Source organism: Microbulbifer sp. CNSA002 (assembly GCF_047324085.1).
Taxonomy (GTDB): domain Bacteria; phylum Pseudomonadota; class Gammaproteobacteria; order Pseudomonadales; family Cellvibrionaceae; genus Microbulbifer.
This window is the reverse complement of sequence record NZ_CP172449.1, coordinates 3027248-3044122: the sequence shown is the minus strand read 5'-3', so window position 1 is coordinate 3044122 and position 16875 is coordinate 3027248. Positions and strand designations below refer to the sequence as shown.

11 protein-coding genes are annotated in these 16875 nt (G+C 52.0%); 7 read left to right on the top strand and 4 right to left on the bottom strand.

The window, feature by feature from the left end; translation table 11 throughout:
• The first annotated feature begins 158 nt into the window (after window positions 1–158).
• The 3 genes from ppsA (at window position 159) to rraA (ending at window position 4137) form a co-directional block, all read left to right on the top strand.
• Window positions 159–2522 carry a phosphoenolpyruvate synthase gene (gene ppsA, locus ACG1BZ_RS13465; RefSeq protein ID WP_413662265.1) on the top strand — a complete coding sequence of 788 codons (2364 nt, stop codon included), beginning with the start codon at window positions 159–161 and terminating at the stop codon, window positions 2520–2522.
• Between the two features lie 430 nt (window positions 2523–2952).
• Window positions 2953–3522 carry a L,D-transpeptidase family protein gene (locus ACG1BZ_RS13460; protein ID WP_413662264.1) on the top strand — a complete coding sequence of 190 codons (570 nt, stop codon included), beginning with the start codon at window positions 2953–2955 and terminating at the stop codon, window positions 3520–3522.
• 135 nt (window positions 3523–3657) lie between these two features.
• Window positions 3658–4137, top strand: coding sequence for a ribonuclease E activity regulator RraA (gene rraA / locus ACG1BZ_RS13455; RefSeq protein ID WP_413662263.1), 480 nt, complete (start codon window positions 3658–3660; stop codon window positions 4135–4137).
• 69 nt (window positions 4138–4206) lie between these two features.
• Here rraA and ACG1BZ_RS13450 read toward each other — a convergent pair whose 3' ends face one another.
• Window positions 4207–5646: a di-heme oxidoredictase family protein gene (locus ACG1BZ_RS13450; RefSeq protein ID WP_413662262.1), complete on the bottom strand. Its 1440-nt coding sequence runs from the start codon at window positions 5644–5646 to the stop codon at window positions 4207–4209.
• 154 nt (window positions 5647–5800) lie between these two features.
• Here ACG1BZ_RS13450 and ACG1BZ_RS13445 point away from each other — a divergent pair, with 154 nt between their 5' ends.
• Genes ACG1BZ_RS13445 through ACG1BZ_RS13435 form a run of 3 tightly spaced genes read left to right on the top strand, consistent with a single transcriptional unit; the run spans window position 5801 to window position 10452 of the window.
• Window positions 5801–6040 carry a hypothetical protein gene (locus ACG1BZ_RS13445; RefSeq protein WP_413662261.1) on the top strand — a complete coding sequence of 80 codons (240 nt, stop codon included), beginning with the start codon at window positions 5801–5803 and terminating at the stop codon, window positions 6038–6040.
• Window positions 5988–8222 carry an acyl-CoA dehydrogenase gene (locus ACG1BZ_RS13440; RefSeq protein ID WP_413662260.1) on the top strand — a complete coding sequence of 745 codons (2235 nt, stop codon included), beginning with the start codon at window positions 5988–5990 and terminating at the stop codon, window positions 8220–8222. Before ACG1BZ_RS13445 ends, ACG1BZ_RS13440 begins: the two co-directional genes overlap by 53 nt.
• A gap of 22 nt (window positions 8223–8244) precedes the next feature.
• Window positions 8245–10452, top strand: a complete 2208-nt coding sequence (locus tag ACG1BZ_RS13435; protein WP_413662259.1) for an acetyl-CoA hydrolase/transferase C-terminal domain-containing protein — start codon at window positions 8245–8247, stop codon at window positions 10450–10452.
• A 6-nt stretch (window positions 10453–10458) separates the two neighbouring features.
• Here the strand turns inward: ACG1BZ_RS13435 and pta are convergent, their stop codons facing one another.
• The 3 genes from pta to ACG1BZ_RS13420 all read right to left on the bottom strand — a co-directional run bounded on the left by pta (window position 10459) and on the right by ACG1BZ_RS13420 (window position 15672).
• A complete protein-coding gene (gene pta / locus ACG1BZ_RS13430) occupies window positions 10459–12633 on the bottom strand; it encodes a phosphate acetyltransferase (protein ID WP_413662258.1) in 2175 nt (724 codons plus the stop codon).
• A gap of 2 nt (window positions 12634–12635) precedes the next feature.
• Window positions 12636–13790, bottom strand: coding sequence for an acetate/propionate family kinase (locus ACG1BZ_RS13425; RefSeq protein WP_413662257.1), 1155 nt, complete (start codon window positions 13788–13790; stop codon window positions 12636–12638).
• Window positions 13791–14073: 283 nt separating this feature from the next.
• Complete coding sequence (locus ACG1BZ_RS13420; RefSeq protein WP_282932507.1) at window positions 14074–15672, bottom strand: isocitrate lyase; 1599 nt, start codon at window positions 15670–15672, stop codon at window positions 14074–14076.
• 114 nt (window positions 15673–15786) lie between these two features.
• Here ACG1BZ_RS13420 and ACG1BZ_RS13415 point away from each other — a divergent pair, with 114 nt between their 5' ends.
• A complete protein-coding gene (locus ACG1BZ_RS13415) occupies window positions 15787–16722 on the top strand; it encodes a LysR family transcriptional regulator (RefSeq protein WP_108733532.1) in 936 nt (311 codons plus the stop codon).
• The last annotated feature ends 153 nt before the right edge of the window (window positions 16723–16875 follow it).

Below are 16875 nucleotides of genomic sequence, written 5' to 3'. Positions count from 1 at the left end.
TATTGTAGGGGAGGAATGGGGCAAAGGTCTTTTATTCTGGCGTTTTGCAATTTTTGTAGAAAATTTACAACATTTTGGCCAATTTTTACGGGCTATTTTTTACAAAACTCATCCTTATAATCTGCCGCCACTCAACCTGAATTTTAGAGGGCCTTCACTTGACGAACTTCACGATCGACTTCGCAAAACTGGGCATGGCCGATGTCGACAAAGTCGGCGGCAAGAACGCATCACTGGGCGAGATGATCTCCTCTCTCGCCGGTGCCGGCGTGAGCGTACCCGGTGGCTTCGCTACCACCGCAGAAGCCTTTAGGGCTTTCCTGGCTCACGAACAGCTGGAGCAGCGTATAGCCGAGCGTTTGCAAGGATTGGATGTTGGTAATGTCACCGAGCTGGCCCAGGCGGGAGATGAAATCCGCAACTGGATTTTACAGACTCCCTTCCCCGAGCAGCTGGAAAAAGAGATTCGCGAGGGCTATGAGGCCTTGGGTGGTGCGGAAACTGCTGTTGCAGTTCGCTCCTCTGCAACTGCCGAAGACTTGCCGGATGCGTCCTTCGCCGGTCAGCAGGAGACCTTCCTGAATATCCGCGGTATCGACGCTGTATTGAAGGCAGTAAAAGAAGTTTTTGCTTCCCTCTACAACGACCGTGCTATCGCCTACCGCGTGCACACCGGTTATGCGGATGTGGGCGTTGCTCTGTCTGCCGGTATCCAGCACATGGTGCGCAGTGAGACTGGCGCAGCGGGTGTGATGTTTACCCTGGACACCGAGAGTGGCTTCCGCGATGTGATCTTTATCACCGCCGCCTTTGGTTTGGGCGAAACCGTTGTTCAAGGTGCGGTTAACCCGGACGAATTTTACCTCTACAAGCCAGCCCTGGATGCGGGTCGTCCTGCGATTCTGCGCCGCAATCGCGGCAGTAAAGCGATCAAGATGGTTTACGATGAGAGCGGTGAATGTGGTCGTTCCGTAAAAACTATCCCGGTGGCAGACGAAGACCGCCAGCGCTTTGCCCTCAACGATGCGGAGCTGACAGACCTGGCAATCCAGGCCCGCAAGATTGAAGAGCACTACGGTCGCCCGATGGATATCGAGTGGGCTAAAGACGGCGACAGCGGTAAGTTGTTTATCGTACAGGCGCGTCCGGAAACTGTACGCTCCCGCGATCAGGGAACCAGCATCGAGCGCTACAGCTTGCAGGAGCGCAGTGACGTATTGTGTGAAGGTCGCGCAATCGGCCAGCGCATTGGCGCGGGCCCCGTTCGCAAGCTTGAATCTGTAGAAGATATGGCGCTGATGCAGGATGGTGAAGTCCTGGTTACCGACATGACCGACCCGGATTGGGAGCCGGTCCTGAAGAAAGCGAGTGCTATTGTTACCAATCGCGGCGGCCGTACTTGTCACGCGGCAATTATCGCCCGTGAGCTGGGCATCCCCGCAGTTGTAGGTTGTGGTAATGCAACCGAGCTGCTGGAAACCGGCACCCCGGTGACTGTTTCCTGTGCGGAAGGCGATACCGGTTTTGTAATGGCTGGTGAATTGGAATTCCAGCGCGAGGAAACTGAAGTTGCAGAAATGCCGGAGCTGCCGTTCAAAATTATGTTGAACGTGGGCAACCCGGATCGAGCATTCGCTTTCAGCCATCTGCCGAACCAGGGCGTTGGCCTTGCACGCCTCGAGTTTATCCTCAACCGCATGATCGGTATTCACCCGAAAGCACTGCTCGAACTGGATAACCTCCCGGAAGATCTGCAGCAGAATATTTGCGAGCGTATCGGTGGATACGATTCTCCAGAAGACTTTATTGTCGAAAAACTCGTGGAAGGTATCGCTACCTTGGCTGCAGCCTTCGCACCGAATCGCGTCATCGTACGCTTGTCCGACTTTAAATCTAATGAGTATGCGCACCTTGTGGGTGGCCAGTTGTACGAGCCAAGCGAAGAAAACCCAATGCTTGGCTTCCGTGGTGCAGCTCGCTATCGCTCCGAAGATTTCCGCCAGTGTTTTGCCCTGGAGTGCCGTGCACTGAAGAAAGTCCGCGATGAAATGGGACTGACCAATGTGGAAATCATGGTGCCCTTCGTTCGCACCCCGGAAGAAGCTGAGGAAGTAGTCGGTCTGCTGGCTGAAAATGGCCTGCGCCGTGGAGAAGGTGGCCTCAAGGTCATTATGATGTGTGAATTGCCGTCCAACGCTTTGCTGGCGGAAGACTTCCTGCAGCACTTTGATGGCTTCTCCATCGGTTCCAATGACCTGACCCAGCTAACGCTTGGTCTGGACCGCGACTCCGGCCTGGTTGCCGATTTGTTTGATGAGCGCAACCCAGCGGTCAAGGCACTGCTTTCCAGGGCGATTCAAGCCTGTAAGAAAGCGGGTAAATATGTAGGTATTTGTGGTCAGGGTCCTTCTGACCATAAAGACTTCGCCCGCTGGTTGATGGATGAGGGGATTGACAGTGTGTCCCTGAACCCGGATACCGCAGTAGATACCTGGCTATTCCTGGCCAACGAGGAAGGTTAATTTTCCTCCTTAAGCGGCCCAATTGTGGGCCGCTTTCCCAATTCTTCCCCCGCTATATTTAACTGTAATTTTTCTGCTGAAGCAGTGTTTGCCTTGGTGGAAAATGAGTCCGTTGTTGCAGTTAAATCCGGAAACACCTGATTTTGTTCTGCTAATTGTGTTTGAAAAATTTAAACGACACATTATCCAAAAAATACAAACCTCTATCAGCTGATCCACACAGAAGAATTCATTCTAAATCTTTCCGCTCGCCTCAATAGAATCGGAAGAGTCTTAAGGTTGCGTGTAAATCGAAAAACAGATTGCGCAATGTGCTCCGTAAAAATGTTCGCCGTGGGCCCTGGCCCCACTGGCGCGCACCTGAAAATTACCGACAGACTGTTTATCTGTTGGATTCAGGGCAGGGTACCCAGACTCGGTGAGGTGAGCTATGCAAACGAATAGACAGTTTCAAATCCCCATACTTCATGTCTTTTTGATGATGTGCCTTATGGCTTTAATGGCAGCGCCACCGGCAGATGCAAAGCCACGCGCATCTAATTGGTTTGATGATCGCGCCGCAGCCAGGGGTGGTAGTCCATCAATTAGAATTGATTTAAGTGAGCAGCGCGCATATCTGTATAAAGGTGGGAAATTAGTTGGTGTCTCCCGTATTTCTTCGGGGAAGCGCGGTTACAGCACACGCCCCGGACATTTTCGTGTGTTGTCCAAACACCCTTATCACCGCTCGTCTATTTATGGCAGTTTTGTTGATAGACGCACTGGCAGAGTCGTGAGATCGAATGTAAATACTCGAAAGCATCGTCGCCCTGCGGGTACTGTGTATCGCGGTGCAAAAATGAATAATTACATTCGTTTTAATGGCGGTATCGGTTTACATGCTTCTGGCCATGTGCCCGGCTATCCCGCTTCTCATGGTTGTGTACGTATGCCCCCACATATGGCGAGAAAGTTCTATCAGCATGTGCGTGTAGGCACGCCGGTTCGTGTAACACACTAGTTTTAATTTCGTGGCAGCGAAGGCTTGGCCGGGTATTATCCATCGTGGTGATACCCGGTATTTATTTGCCTCTTAGCTCTTCTACTTTTTTCCCGCTATTATCCTTCTCTTCCATAGATTGCTGCGAGAATATTGATGCTCAAGTCAACCCCCGATTTATGTGATGCCTACCCTGATGAGGTGCGAGTAGTTGATCCTATGTTTATCAATTACGGTGGCCGAGATCGTTTTGGTGGGCAGATTGTCACTATCAAATGTTTTGAAGATAACTCCCTGGTGCGAGAACTGGTGGCTGAACCGGGGCAGGGCAAGGTTTTGGTAGTAGATGCCGGTGGATCTATGCGGCGGGCTTGTCTTGGCGATATGCTGGCAGAAAAGGCGGTTGCCAACGGTTGGGAAGGTATCCTGATGTATGGCTGCATTCGCGATGTAGATGAAATCGCGGAACTGGACCTGGGAGTGCAGGCACTTGGTAGCCACCCAATGAAAACAGAAAAAAAGGGAATTGGTGAAAGAGGCCTGGCGGTGAGCTTTGCCGGTGTGGATTTCCGCCCGGGGGAATACCTCTACGCGGATAACAACGGTGTAATTGTGGCGGGTAAGGCACTTACCTAAAAACGCCAGTAAGTCCATTAGGTCTGGAAACTGGCAGCCCAAAAGCGCTGCCAGTTGTTGAGAATCAACTCAGCGGGGATCAATTAGATCATCAGCGGGATTCTCCGGCATTCTCAGGGACATCAAAAATGCCAAGATCTTATTCTGATCATTTTCACTTAAATACTTGAAATTCTGTGCTGCGTTACTGGCCTCGCTTCCGGGGTTGTCGTGGAGAAATATGGCTTCTGCCAACGTAGTGGCTCTGCCGTCGTGTAAATAGGGCGCGGTATCGGCCACTCCCCAAAGGCGTGCGGTAATAAACTCACGGTTTTGCTGGTCCGTTTGGAAGAAGGCGTTCTCAGCCAGCCCCTCGCCCATATCGTGGCGCTTGAGATCAGAGAACATTGCGACCTCTATTCCGCCATTGCGGGTTTGGCGAAAATTTGTCGGTTGCTTGGTGAGGTCCACTTCGTAAAAAATGTCTTCAAAGGGAGTTTCTGGGGAGCCGGTAAGTTTATAAGGGAGGGTCCTTCTCTGGGTGACCATCGTTGGGCGATGGCAGTCGGCGCAGCCAATATCGGAGAAAAGCCTCCGGCCGTCACGGTGTTCTCTGTCATCGACATCGAATGGTGGTTCCAGGGTGGTAATAAAGATACTCAGTGCGGATAAGTCCCCAACGGTGATTTCGTTGACGACTCCGTCATTATCAGCATCTGCTGTTGCTCCGCCAAAGGCTTCCGAGGCCTGCATCCCCATATGAAATGCCAAGGCGGAGACATCGAACTCCCTGACTGAGGCGTTGTCACCTTTTCGACCAAATGGCCTGACAACCAAATCGTGCTCGACGCCTTCGACATTGGTTGTATCCAAATTGCCGTACTCGTCGGCAATGATGCTCCCAAAACTGACTGATTTTGTTTCCAGTTCAACGATGGTGCCGGGGTTGTTGAGGGCGTGTTGTTTAAGATTTTGTAATTCATGGGTCATCTCACGACCAACCAATTCAATCCCACCAGCGCCAAATAAAAATACCGGATTAATCAGCCGCCCATCAAACTCTGCGATACCGTCAAAGTTTTCATCGATAACATCGATATTGGCGGGACGGAATAATACGCTGGTTCCGAATCCTCCACCTCCGCCAATGCCCAATCTGGGTGGCGTTGTTCTATTGCTGATAACGGTGTGGCACTCCAGGCAATTTTGCGCATCGAGGCCATTGACCCGTAAAAATGTGCCATTACCTTGCAGGGTGGGCCTGTTACCTCCGGTGGGGGAGTGGTTGTCCGGTTCAGAAAAATCGTGGGGGCCATCACCAAAGCCGTCGTAACGATTGAAAGGCGTGCTGAAAATAATCAGCCCCGCTTCACGTATTTCGTCGAGGTGAAGTTGTCCTTGGGAAATTTCATCCTGGCTAATCCTATCTGCAGGGTCTAAGCGTGGTGCTTCGCCGATAAGATCGGCGTAAATTAATGAAGGGAGCATCAGGCTGACGCTGGTGAGAGATATTGCCGTTAATCGCTTCATGTCAAAATCCTTGTTTATTTTTCTTTCCCTTTCAAAAAGTTATAAGGCCAAGTCCCTGGAAAAAATGGTTATTTAATTGAAAGGGGGTGATGGGGTCTCACAATACGAATTGCTGTGGACGGAGTGAGAAAAAGCTAATCTCAATAACTTTTCAATGGCCCTAAAAAAAACAACGCCGGTTTTGTTGAAAAATAAAATGTCTATCAGGGTAGGGGCATGGATTTCTTCTGTGAATTCTTACCTGCAATCAAACGTCTCCTATTATTGTGCATTGATGACTCTCTCGACCCTGCGGGAATTGGCAGTGTTTGTTGCAACGGCTGCCGCTATGGAAGGTGAAAATGAGCGAATTGCGCAAAAAATTCTTTACCGCGCCTCTTTTAAAAATTATTAAACGGGTACTTCCGCCAATTTCTGAAACAGAAAGGGAGGCGATGGAAGCGGGTGAGGTTTGGTGGGATGCTGAGTTATTGTCAGGTAAACCACATTGGGATCAATTGTTGGGGATGGGTCCACCTGCGCTCAATGAAGAGGAGCAGGCTTTCCTGGAGGGGCCAGTCGAAGAGCTGTGCCGAATGATCAACGATTGGCAAATCAGCTATGTGGATCGCAATATTCCGGAGCATGTTTGGGATTTCCTTCGGAAAAATCGCTTTTTTGGCATTATTATTCCCAAGAAATATGGCGGCCTCGGCTTTTCCCCGACAGCTCATGCGGAGATAGTGACCAAAATTACCACCCGCAGTACCTGTGTGGGTGTCACAGTAATGGTGCCTAACTCATTGGGCCCGGGAGAGCTGCTACTGGCTCACGGTACGCAAGAGCAAAAAGATTACTATTTGCCACGCCTCGCAGATGGCACTGATATTCCCTGCTTTGCGCTGACCAGTCCGGAGGCCGGATCTGATGCGGCATCCATGATTGACCGTGGCGTAGTCTGTTACGGCGAATATCAAGGCGAAAAGGTCCTTGGTATGCGTGTTAATTGGCACAAGCGCTATATCACCTTGGGCCCGATAGCCACAGTGTTAGGTTTGGCCTTCAAGCTCTATGACCCGGACCATATTCTCGGCGATGAAGAAGAGCTGGGTATTACGGTTGCCCTGGTGCCCACAGATACACCGGGAGTTTCCATTGGTCAGAGGCATCTCCCAGCGCTGCAAGCATTTCAGAATGGGCCCAACTGGGGAAAAGATGTTTTTATGCCGATGGATTGGATTATTGGCGGCGAGGAGAATGTCGGCAAAGGTTGGGAGATGCTGATGAGTGCCCTTGCCGCAGGCCGAGGAATTTCTCTGCCATCCCTGTCTACCGGTGGGGCAAAAATGGCCGCGCGCATGACCGGCGCTTACGCCCGGGTTCGAGAGCAATTTAATGTGCCTGTTGGCCGCTTTGAAGGCGTGCAACGCCGCTTGGCTGAAATTGCTTCTATCGCCTTTGTATTGGATAGCGCCCATAAAACGACTACCCGTGCCCTGGATGAGGGGCGAAAACCAGCGGTGATCACCGCAATTATGAAAGCCAATGCTACTTGTGGTCTACGCCAGGCCATTATTGATGCAATGGATATTCATGCGGGCAAGGCCATTATGGATGGTCCATTAAATTACCTGGGTAATGTTTATCGAGCGATACCGGTAGCAATTACGGTAGAGGGGGCCAATCTTCTCACTCGCAGTTTGATGATCTTTGGTCAGGGCGCAATTCGCTGTCACCCCTATATCTTGCAGGAAATGTTGGCGGCAGAAAATCCGGATCATGAAGCGGGTTTGGACGAACTGGATAAGCTGCTGCCCAAACATATGTGGTTTCAATTCAAAACCCTCTGTCGGGGTATTTTTCACGGCTGGACGGTGGGCTTATTTGCCAGCAGCCCTCGCAATGTGGGGCACGCTGCCAAGTATTACCGGCAACTGAATCGGTACTCGGCGGTGCTATCTCTGGTCACCGAATTTTCCTTAATGACCCTGGGAGGAGAACTCAAGCGAAAAGAATTAATTTCTTCCCGATTGGGCGATGTCTTGAGTCAGCTGTATCTGCTCAGCTGCACCCTGAAGCGCTTTTATGATGATGGCAACCCTAAGGATGACCTCCCTCTGCTGGAATTTGCCATGCGAGATGGATTGCATAAGATCGAAGTCAACTTGTTGGAGGTGTTTCAAAATTTCCCCCGGCCATTTATTGGCCAGGTAATGCACTTCCTCACCATGCCCTGGGGTCACAGTGTCCACACCGCATCGGATCGGCAAGCCAAGGCTTGTGCGGAATTACTGTTGACGCCGTCGGCAACTCGCGACCGGCTGACCAGTGGAGTCTTTCTGGGAACTCCCGGGGATGGAGTGGATATTGTTGAGCAGGCGTTTGATCGGGTATGCGCTTCCGAGCGGGCTCGTGAAAAATTAAAAAAAGGCGGTATTCGTAACCTGAGCAGGGATAGTGTGGAAGAAGGGTTAAAGAAAAATCTAATCAGCGATGAAGAGGCTGAGATACTCTACGATGCAGCGGATGCTGTAGAGAAGGCAATTCAGGTGGATCACTTCGAGCACTTGGGTGGGTGTGCGGGCACAGTCCAATAAGGTTTGAGGAAAGCTACCTCCGATGGAATCTGCGCACAAGAATGCTCCAGAGAGCTTTACCAGTGCCGAGGAGTGTGTCGATAAGCTCTTAGAAGTTGTCGGCAAGAAAATAGTATTGGCATTACCGCTGGGGCTTGGTAAGGCAAACCACTTCGCCAATACACTATACGCTCGAGCGGCAGAAGATCATACGATTTCACTGACCATATTTACGGCCCTGACGCTGGAGCGCCCCCATGGTGACAGCGACATTTCCCGGCGCTTTATCCAGCCACTCCTGGACTCCCATTACAGTCAATACCAAGATCTTGCTTATGTTCCCGCGAGGAGGAAAGGGCACCTGCCAGGTAATATCCAGGTTATTGAATTTTTTATGGAGCCCGGTTCGCTGCTCGGCAACAACTATGCGCAGCAACACTACGTGAGTGCAAATTATACCCAGGTACCCGGTGAGCTGATCAGTCGGGGGGTTAACGTTATTGCGCAAATGGTGGCGCCTTCAGAGTGTGGAGACAAGTACAGTTTAAGTTGCAACCCAGACCTGACACTGCCTGTTCTAAAGCTGGCAGCTCAGCGCAAGGACTACCCCCTGTTTTTATTGGGTGAAGTAAATACACAGCTGCCCTATATCTATGGAAGCAGTGAGCTACCGGCCAGTGCTTTTGACTTTTTGTTGAAAGGTGAGACTTTTGATACGCCGCTGTTTGCGGCTCCGGCCCTGCCGGTAACTTTTACCGAATATAGTATCGCCTACCATATCGCCAGTCTGGTTGAAGATGGGGGAACCCTTCAAGTAGGTATCGGCGCCCTGGGAGATGCGGTTTGCCATGTACTGCGCTTGAGACATAAGGAAAACGCTCTCTTTTGCCGGATTCTGAATGACTTGGTGGAAGAGGATGCTAAGCGCTACCGAGAGGAACTGCCTCTATGTACTGGCACCTTTAAGCGGGGCCTTTATGGGGCCAGTGAAATGGTGCCCCACGGTTTTCTCCATTTGCGCAGAGCGGGGGTTCTGACCCGTAGAGTCTACGCTGATGCGACAATTCAACATCTGCTCGATAGCGATCAGATTACTGATACTGTGCAGGAAGAAACGCTGCTGGCATTAAAGAATGCTGGCCGTATCAGTTGCCCTTTAACCGTGGCAGATACAGATTTTTTACAGCAGCTTGGCATTGTGGACCCCAGCTACAGTTGGCGGGGCCATAAGTTGCTGACTCCTGATGGTGAAGAAGAGGAGTGTGATCTTCACAGCGAACATGGGCGCCGCCGTCTAATTGGTAGTTGCCTGAATAAAAAGATCGCTGGGGGGATCTGGTTACATGGCGGCTTCTATCTGGGGCCGGAACTTATGTATCGAGAGTTGCGGGATCTGGACCCTAGGGAGGGTGCAGGTCTCGATATGATTGACATCAGTTTTACCAATGACCTCCAATCCCAAAGAGACCTAAAGCTGGCGCAGCGACAGCATGCGCGCTTTGTGAATTCGGCCATGATGGTGACACTTGGAGGGGCGGTTGTCTCGGATGCCTTGGTGGATAACCACGTGGTGAGTGGGGTGGGGGGGCAATATAACTTTGTCGCCCAGGCTTGGGACTTGCCAGGGGCCCGATCCATTATTGCACTCCCAAGTGTGCGAATGCGCGATGGTATTTGCGAGAGTAATATTGTGTGGGAATATCCTCACACGACCATTCCCCGGCATTTGCGCGATGTGGTTGTGACGGAATATGGCGCAGTCGATTTGCGTGGTAAAACAGACCGGGATGTAATGGTGGCTATGCTCAGTATCTGTGATACCCGCTTTCAAGCTGTATTGCTAGAGCAGGCCAAGCACGCGGGGAAGATAGAAAAAAGCTTTTCGATTCCCGAGAGTTTTAATAAAAACACACCTGAACACCTCGCCAGTGTATTCAATGACGAAAAATGCCTGGCAGAACTGCCTCACTATCCACTGGGTACTGATTTCTCTGATGAGGAAGCCCTGCTAGCGGTGGCCCTACAGCACTTGCGCTCCGCTGATAAAAGTTGGTGGAAAGTGTTGGCCAATATTTTTAAAGGCCGCCGGGTCTGGCACGATAAATCCTCAAGTGCCGATTATATCCAACGCTGCTTACAGCGAATGGGGTACGATCATACGGAGACCTATGAGCATAGGTTGGAAGCCTATATCGTTGCGGCCGCGTTACATGAGTATATCGACCAGCGCAGGCCCCTGCGCCGGGAGTAAATAAAATTAGTGAAGTTTGCCCTGGGCCTGGATGGCGGTGAGGGCAATGGTATACACAATATCATCCACGAGTGCGCCCCGTGATAGGTCGTTAACTGGCTTGCGCAACCCCTGTAACATTGGCCCAATACTCACTAAGTCAGCGCTGCGTTGAACCGCTTTGTAGGTAGTGTTGCCGGTATTTAGGTCGGGAAAGATAAAAACTGTGGCCCTGCCGGCCACGGGACTGTGCGGGGCTTTTTGGGCAGCGACATTGCGGATTAAGGCGGCGTCGTATTGAAGGGGGCCGTCAATAATTAGCTGCGGTCTCTTCTGTTTGGCCAGCTGGGTGGCCTCGCGGACTTTATCGACATCGCTGCCGCTGCCGGATGTGCCGGTGGAGTAACTGATCATTGCGACTCGGGGTTCTATACCAAATGCCGCTGCGGTATCTGCTGATTGAATGGCTATAGCGGCGAGTTGCTGTGCATCGGGATCGGGATTGATCGCGCAATCTCCATAGACCAGCACCTGTTCAGGGAGCAGCATAAAAAATATCGAGGAAACCAGCTCTTCATCCGGGGCAGTTTTGATTAGTTGCAGGGCAGGCCGAATGGTATTGGCTGTTGTGTGAATAGCGCCGGACACCAGTCCATCCACTTCACCCAATGCCAACATCATGGTTCCGAGAACCACATTATCCTGTAGCTGCTCGAGTGCCACCACTTGAGTAAGTCCCTTGTTTTTACGCAGGGCAACCATGGGTTCCACATAGTGTGCCCTCACCGCCTTGGGATCGACAATTTCCAACTTTTTATTGAGCTTTAACCCCTGCTGCTCGGCAATTTTGAAAATATCTTTTTCTTCGCCCAGTAAAACCGGGTGTGCAATCTCTCTCTCCAGGCAGAGCTGGGCGGCGCGAATGGTGCGGGGTTCGGTTCCCTCGGGTAGGACAATCCGCATAGTGCGGCGCCGGGCCAGTTCCGTGAGGTGGTAGCGGAATGCCGGAGGTGAAAGGCGTTTGGGGATTTCACTTTGTTGGCTCAGTGATTCTACCCACTCTTCATCCAGGCGGCTGGCGAAAAATTCCTGCACCCGATCCACGCGATTTCTGTCATCTGATGGGGTGCGCAAATTAAAAGTCTGCAGTGACATCACTGTATGCCAGGTATTGGATGGCACCAGTAAAATGGGTAGGCCTGTTTCCATGGCCGGGGTGCACAGTTTCAAAATGGCTTTGTCCAAATGGTAGCCGCCGGTTAATAGCAGGCATCCAATTTTGACTCCATTCATCACGGCTAAACATGCGCCCACAACCACATCGGGCCTATCGGCAGAAGTTACCAGCATGGCCCCGGGCTTAAATCTTCTCAACATATTGGGCAGTGAGCGGGAGCAGAAAGTGACGGTATGCAACCTGCGTGTTTCCAGCTCTCCTTTATTGAGTACCTTTGCATTAAAGTGCCGCGCCAGGTCGAGTGCACGGGGGGAAAGCAGTTCTGCATTCCAGGGAATAAAACCGACAATACGCAGTGGAATCTGCTTTGAAAGTATCTCAGGGGTCAGGCTAGGGGGGCTTTCTTTGCTAGATTCCAGTTGTGAATGCAGTCCAATTAAATGAGCTCCGGGAGTATCCATAATTTCCGCTGGCAGACCCACTTTATTGATGATGCAGCCCACTACGCGCTTTGCATCCTCGCCGCCATAAAGACGAACGGCAAATTCCAGTCTCTCGCGAAGTTGCTTGATTGAATCGCTGGCACCGGGAGATGGACAGGCGACGAGTACCACTTCCGCATCTAGGGTTTTGGCAATTTGATAATTCAGTTGGTTAGTCACGGGATTGTCGCGGCTGGGTAGTACACCTTCGATCACGTTAACCTCAGCCTTCGCCGAGATTCGTCTGAAGCGGGCGAGAATCTCTTCCAGTAAATCCGCCATTTTTCCGGTAGATACCATCGAGTCCGCATATTCGGCACTCAGTGAGCTGGGGATGGCTAGGTTGGATGTTTGTCGCAAGATTTCAGTGGTGCGCTCTATAGTGCCGTCTGGGGGTGGGGGCTCGGCAACAGGTTTAAAAAATTGAAGCTCAATACTTTTTCGGTCTAACGCCCGAATTAAACCCAGGCTTACAGAGGTGATGCCGGCTCCCGCTTCCAGGGGAACCAGCATCAGGGTTCTGGCGTTGCTGTGTCGCAGCATGTTTAAGACTGCACCAAGCGCGATGTATCCCGGGCAATAATCCAGTCTTCCTTAGTGGGGATTACCAGGATGTTGGGAGTTTCCTGGGCAGAGATTAACCCCTCTACTTGCGACTTGGTTTTCTGATTGGCTTCAGGGTTGAGCTGGTAGCCTAAGGGTTTGAGCCATTCGATGGTCCGGCTTCGCACCCCGGAGGAGTTCTCCCCGATACCGCCGGTGAATACCAAAGCATCGACGCTACCCAAGGGGATGGTGTAGGCAGCGACATATTTGGCCAGGCGGTAACAGAATATTTCCAGGGCGAGTTTGGCTCCCTGATGATCTTTCTCGGCAGCTTGCTCCAGTGCGCGGCAATCACTGCTCAGGGTGGATATGCCCAACATACCGCTTTCTCTATTTAGCAGCTGCTCTAGTGAGGCTTGGGTATATCCTAGCGATTGCTGTAAGTAGAGGAGTATTCCCGGGTCCAGATCACCGCAGCGACTCCCCATTACCAGTCCTTCAAGAGGTGTAAGCCCCATGCTTGTATCTACACTGCGCCCCTGTTTGATGGCGCAAATAGAGGCGCCGCCACCGAGGTGGGCAGCAATGATATTTAGTTCAGCCGTCTGTTTTCCCAGTAGTTCGGCGCACCGCTCGCCAATGTACTGATAGCTACTGCCATGCATGCCATAGCGGCGGATCTTGTGCTCTTCGTACAGTGGGTAGGGGAGCCCGTATAGATACGCATACTTCGGCATTTGCTGATGAAAGGCGGTATCAAAAACGGCGACTTGGGGTAGTTGGGGGAAGGCATCGAGGGAGGCGTAGATCCCCTTGAGAGCAGCGGGGTTATGCAAGGGGGCCAAGTCACAGCACTCTTCGATACAGGCCATCACTTTCTGATTGATCAAAACGGAGCTGGAGAAATGCTCGCCGCCATGGACGACTCGGTGACCTATCGCTTTTAACCCATCCTGTAACTCTGACCAGGTTCGGTCAAACTGTGTTACCAGCTCATTAATTACCGCCGCGTGATCGCTATCCAGCGCGAGCCGGTGGGAGTCTTCTGTTCCTTGATAGTGCCACTTCAGTTTGGCTTTGGGGGTGCCAAGGGCTTCCGCGATACCAGCAAGATGTTCTGCACCCGAATCCGGGTCCAGCACGGAAAACTTCACTGACGAGCTGCCGCAATTGAATATCAGAATTAAATTTTGATCGCTCATGATGCGCGAATTTCAACGAGGGTGCTTTAAGGCTAGCCGAGGAGTTGTCTTTGCGAGGGAAAGAACCGGGGTAGTTCAGTTTCGGAATAAAAAAGGGCCGCAGTAGCGGCCCAAGTAATAAAAATTGCAGAGATCAAAGCGTAGGCAAACTTGCGGTGCTTTGAGATGAACCCAATGGGTTCAAAAAAAGAGGCGGCAAGTGCCGCCTCAAATTTACTGAAACCGTACCGGTCGATTAACCGAACTGGTTCATGGTGTTGTCTTTACCACCAGCCTTCAGGGCAGCATCACCAGCAAAGTATTCCTTGTGGTCGTCGCCGATGTCGGAACCAGCCATGTTCTGGTGCTTAACGCAGGCGATGCTCTGGCGGATTTCTTTGCGCTGTACGCCTTTCACATAGCCCAGCATACCTTGCTCACCGAAGTACTCTTTGGCCAGGTTGTCGGTAGACAGGGCCGCAGTGTGGTAAGTCGGCAGAGTGATCAGGTGGTGGAAGATACCAGCTTCGCGAGCCGCGTCGGCCTGGAAGGTACGGATCTTCTCGTCGGCCGCTGCAGACAGCTCAGAGTCGTCGTATTCGGCGCTCATCAGGTTGGCGCGGTCGTATGCGGATACGTCTTTACCTTCTTCAGACCAGGCATCGAATACCTGCTGGCGGAAGTTCAGGGTCCAGTTGAAGGACGGGCTGTTGTTGTAAACCAGCTTCGCATCGGGAACGACTTTGCGAATTTCGTCCATCATGCCGCCGATCTGGCGAACGTGAGGCTTCTCGGTTTCGATCCAGATCAGGTCTGCACCGTTCTGCAAAGAGGTGATGCTGTCCAGGATGCAGCGCGCTTCGCCAGTGCCCTTGCGGAACTGGAACAGGTTGGAAGCCAGACGCTTAGGACGCAGCAGCTTGCCTTCGCGGTTGATGATTACGTCGCCGTTGGCCAGCTCGGAAGCATCGATTTCTTCGCAATCCAGGAAGGAGTTGTACTGGTCACCCAGGTCACCCGGCTTATTGGTTACAGCGATTTGCTTGGTCAGGCCAGCGCCCAGGGAGTCGGTACGGGCAACGATAACACCGTTGTCTACGCCCAGTTCCAGGAACGCGTAGCGAACTGCGCGGATCTTGGCCAGGAAGTCTTCGTGAGGAACGGTTACTTTACCGTCCTGGTGACCACACTGCTTCTCGTCAGAAACCTGGTTTTCGATTTGGATACAGCAAGCACCCGCTTCGATCATTTTCTTGGCCAGCAGGTAAGTTGCTTCGGCGTTACCAAAACCTGCATCGATGTCGGCGATGATCGGTACAATGTGAGTCTTGTGGTTGTCGATCTTGTCCTGGGCAGCTTTCTCAGCTTCTTTATCGCCAGCTTCGCGAGCGGCATCCACTTCGCGGAACAGGTCGTTCAGTTCGCGTGCATCAGCCTGGCGCAGGAAGGTGTAGAGCTCTTCGATCAGAGCAGCTACGGAAGTTTTTTCGTGCATGGACTGGTCGGGCAGAGGACCGAATTCGCTGCGCAGAGCGGCGACCATCCAGCCGGACAGGTACAGGTAGCGGCGGTCAGTGTTGCCTTCGAAGTGCTTCTTAATAGAAATCATCTTCTGCTGACCGATGAAACCGTGCCAGCAACCCAGGGACTGGGTGTACTTGGACGTGTCCTTGTCGTAGTTTTCCATGTCGGCGCGCATGATATCAGCGGTGTACTTGGCGATATCCAGGCCGTGCTTGAATTTGTTCTGGGCACGCATACGGGCAACAGATTCGGGATCGATGGCGTCCCAGGAGCTGCCATGGCTTTCACGGAGCTTTGCTACCGCGTCGATGTCTTGAGTGTAAGTGGACATGACTGTAAATCCTTAAACGGTGACTGCGATTAGGTGTTGAGTATCTTAGGAGGAGTGGCATAATTTGCCTAATTTATTGATTTTATTTTCACTATCGATTTGGCGAATAGATGTATGCAACTGGAAAGAGCTGACTTGAACCTGCTGGTTTACCTTGATGTGCTACTGCGCGAACGCAATGTGACCCGTGCAGCCAATTACCTGGGGCTGTCCCAACCGGCCATGAGTAATGGCCTGAAGCGCCTGCGGGAACTGTTTGACGATCCGTTGCTGGTGCGTACCCGCGAGGGCATGATGCCCACGGAAAGGGCTCTTGAATTGCAGCCGATGGTGCGCGAAGCACTTTCCTCCATTGATCGGGTTATCCAGCCAAATCGGGATTTTGACCCCGCCAATACCCGCCGCACCTTCCGCATCATGGCCAGTGACTACGCCGAGTCCACCCTGATACCGCCGCTGTTAAAGCAGCTTCGGGATGACGCCCCGGGTATCAGCCTGGATATCATGACGCCCAGTGATGTGAGCTTTGTGGATGTAGAGCAAGGCAAAGTGGATATGGTGATCAACCGCTTTGACAGCATGCCGCAGAGCTTTCACCAGGCCACCGTATGGCGCGACAGCTTCTCCTGTGTGATGCGCGCTGATAACCCGATACTCCGGGATTACAATCTGCAGAGTTATCTGGAAGCCCAGCATATCTGGGTGAGCAAGACCGGTATGGGGGTGGGTGTCGGGGTTAACCCGGAAGATGTACAGCGCTTGGGCTGGGTAGATGAGGCCATAGGTCGTTTGGGAGAGAAGCGGGATATCTCCGTTTTCACCCGTCACTACCAGGTAGCTATGCTGCTGGCTGAACAGAGCGATCTGATCGTAACGGTGCCCACTCGCCTGGCTCAATTGGCCAGTGATAATCCCCGCGTGGTGAGGCGTGATCCGCCCCTGGATATTCCCAACTTGGAGTTAAAAATGGCTTGGAGCCCGCTGTTGCAACAGAGCGCCCCGCACCGCTGGCTGCGCCGTTTAATACTCGATATTGGCCGCGCTTTGTAACGATGTTGCAGGTGGACGCTGTGTCTGCGCGGTTCTGTCCGGGCAAACACACATCAACTGCTTTGTCATAAAAATTCGATCTATGAATAGTGGGAATTGTGTCTATAAATTAGCGGTATGTGGAAATGGCTGTTTAGAATGCCGCTATTCCAA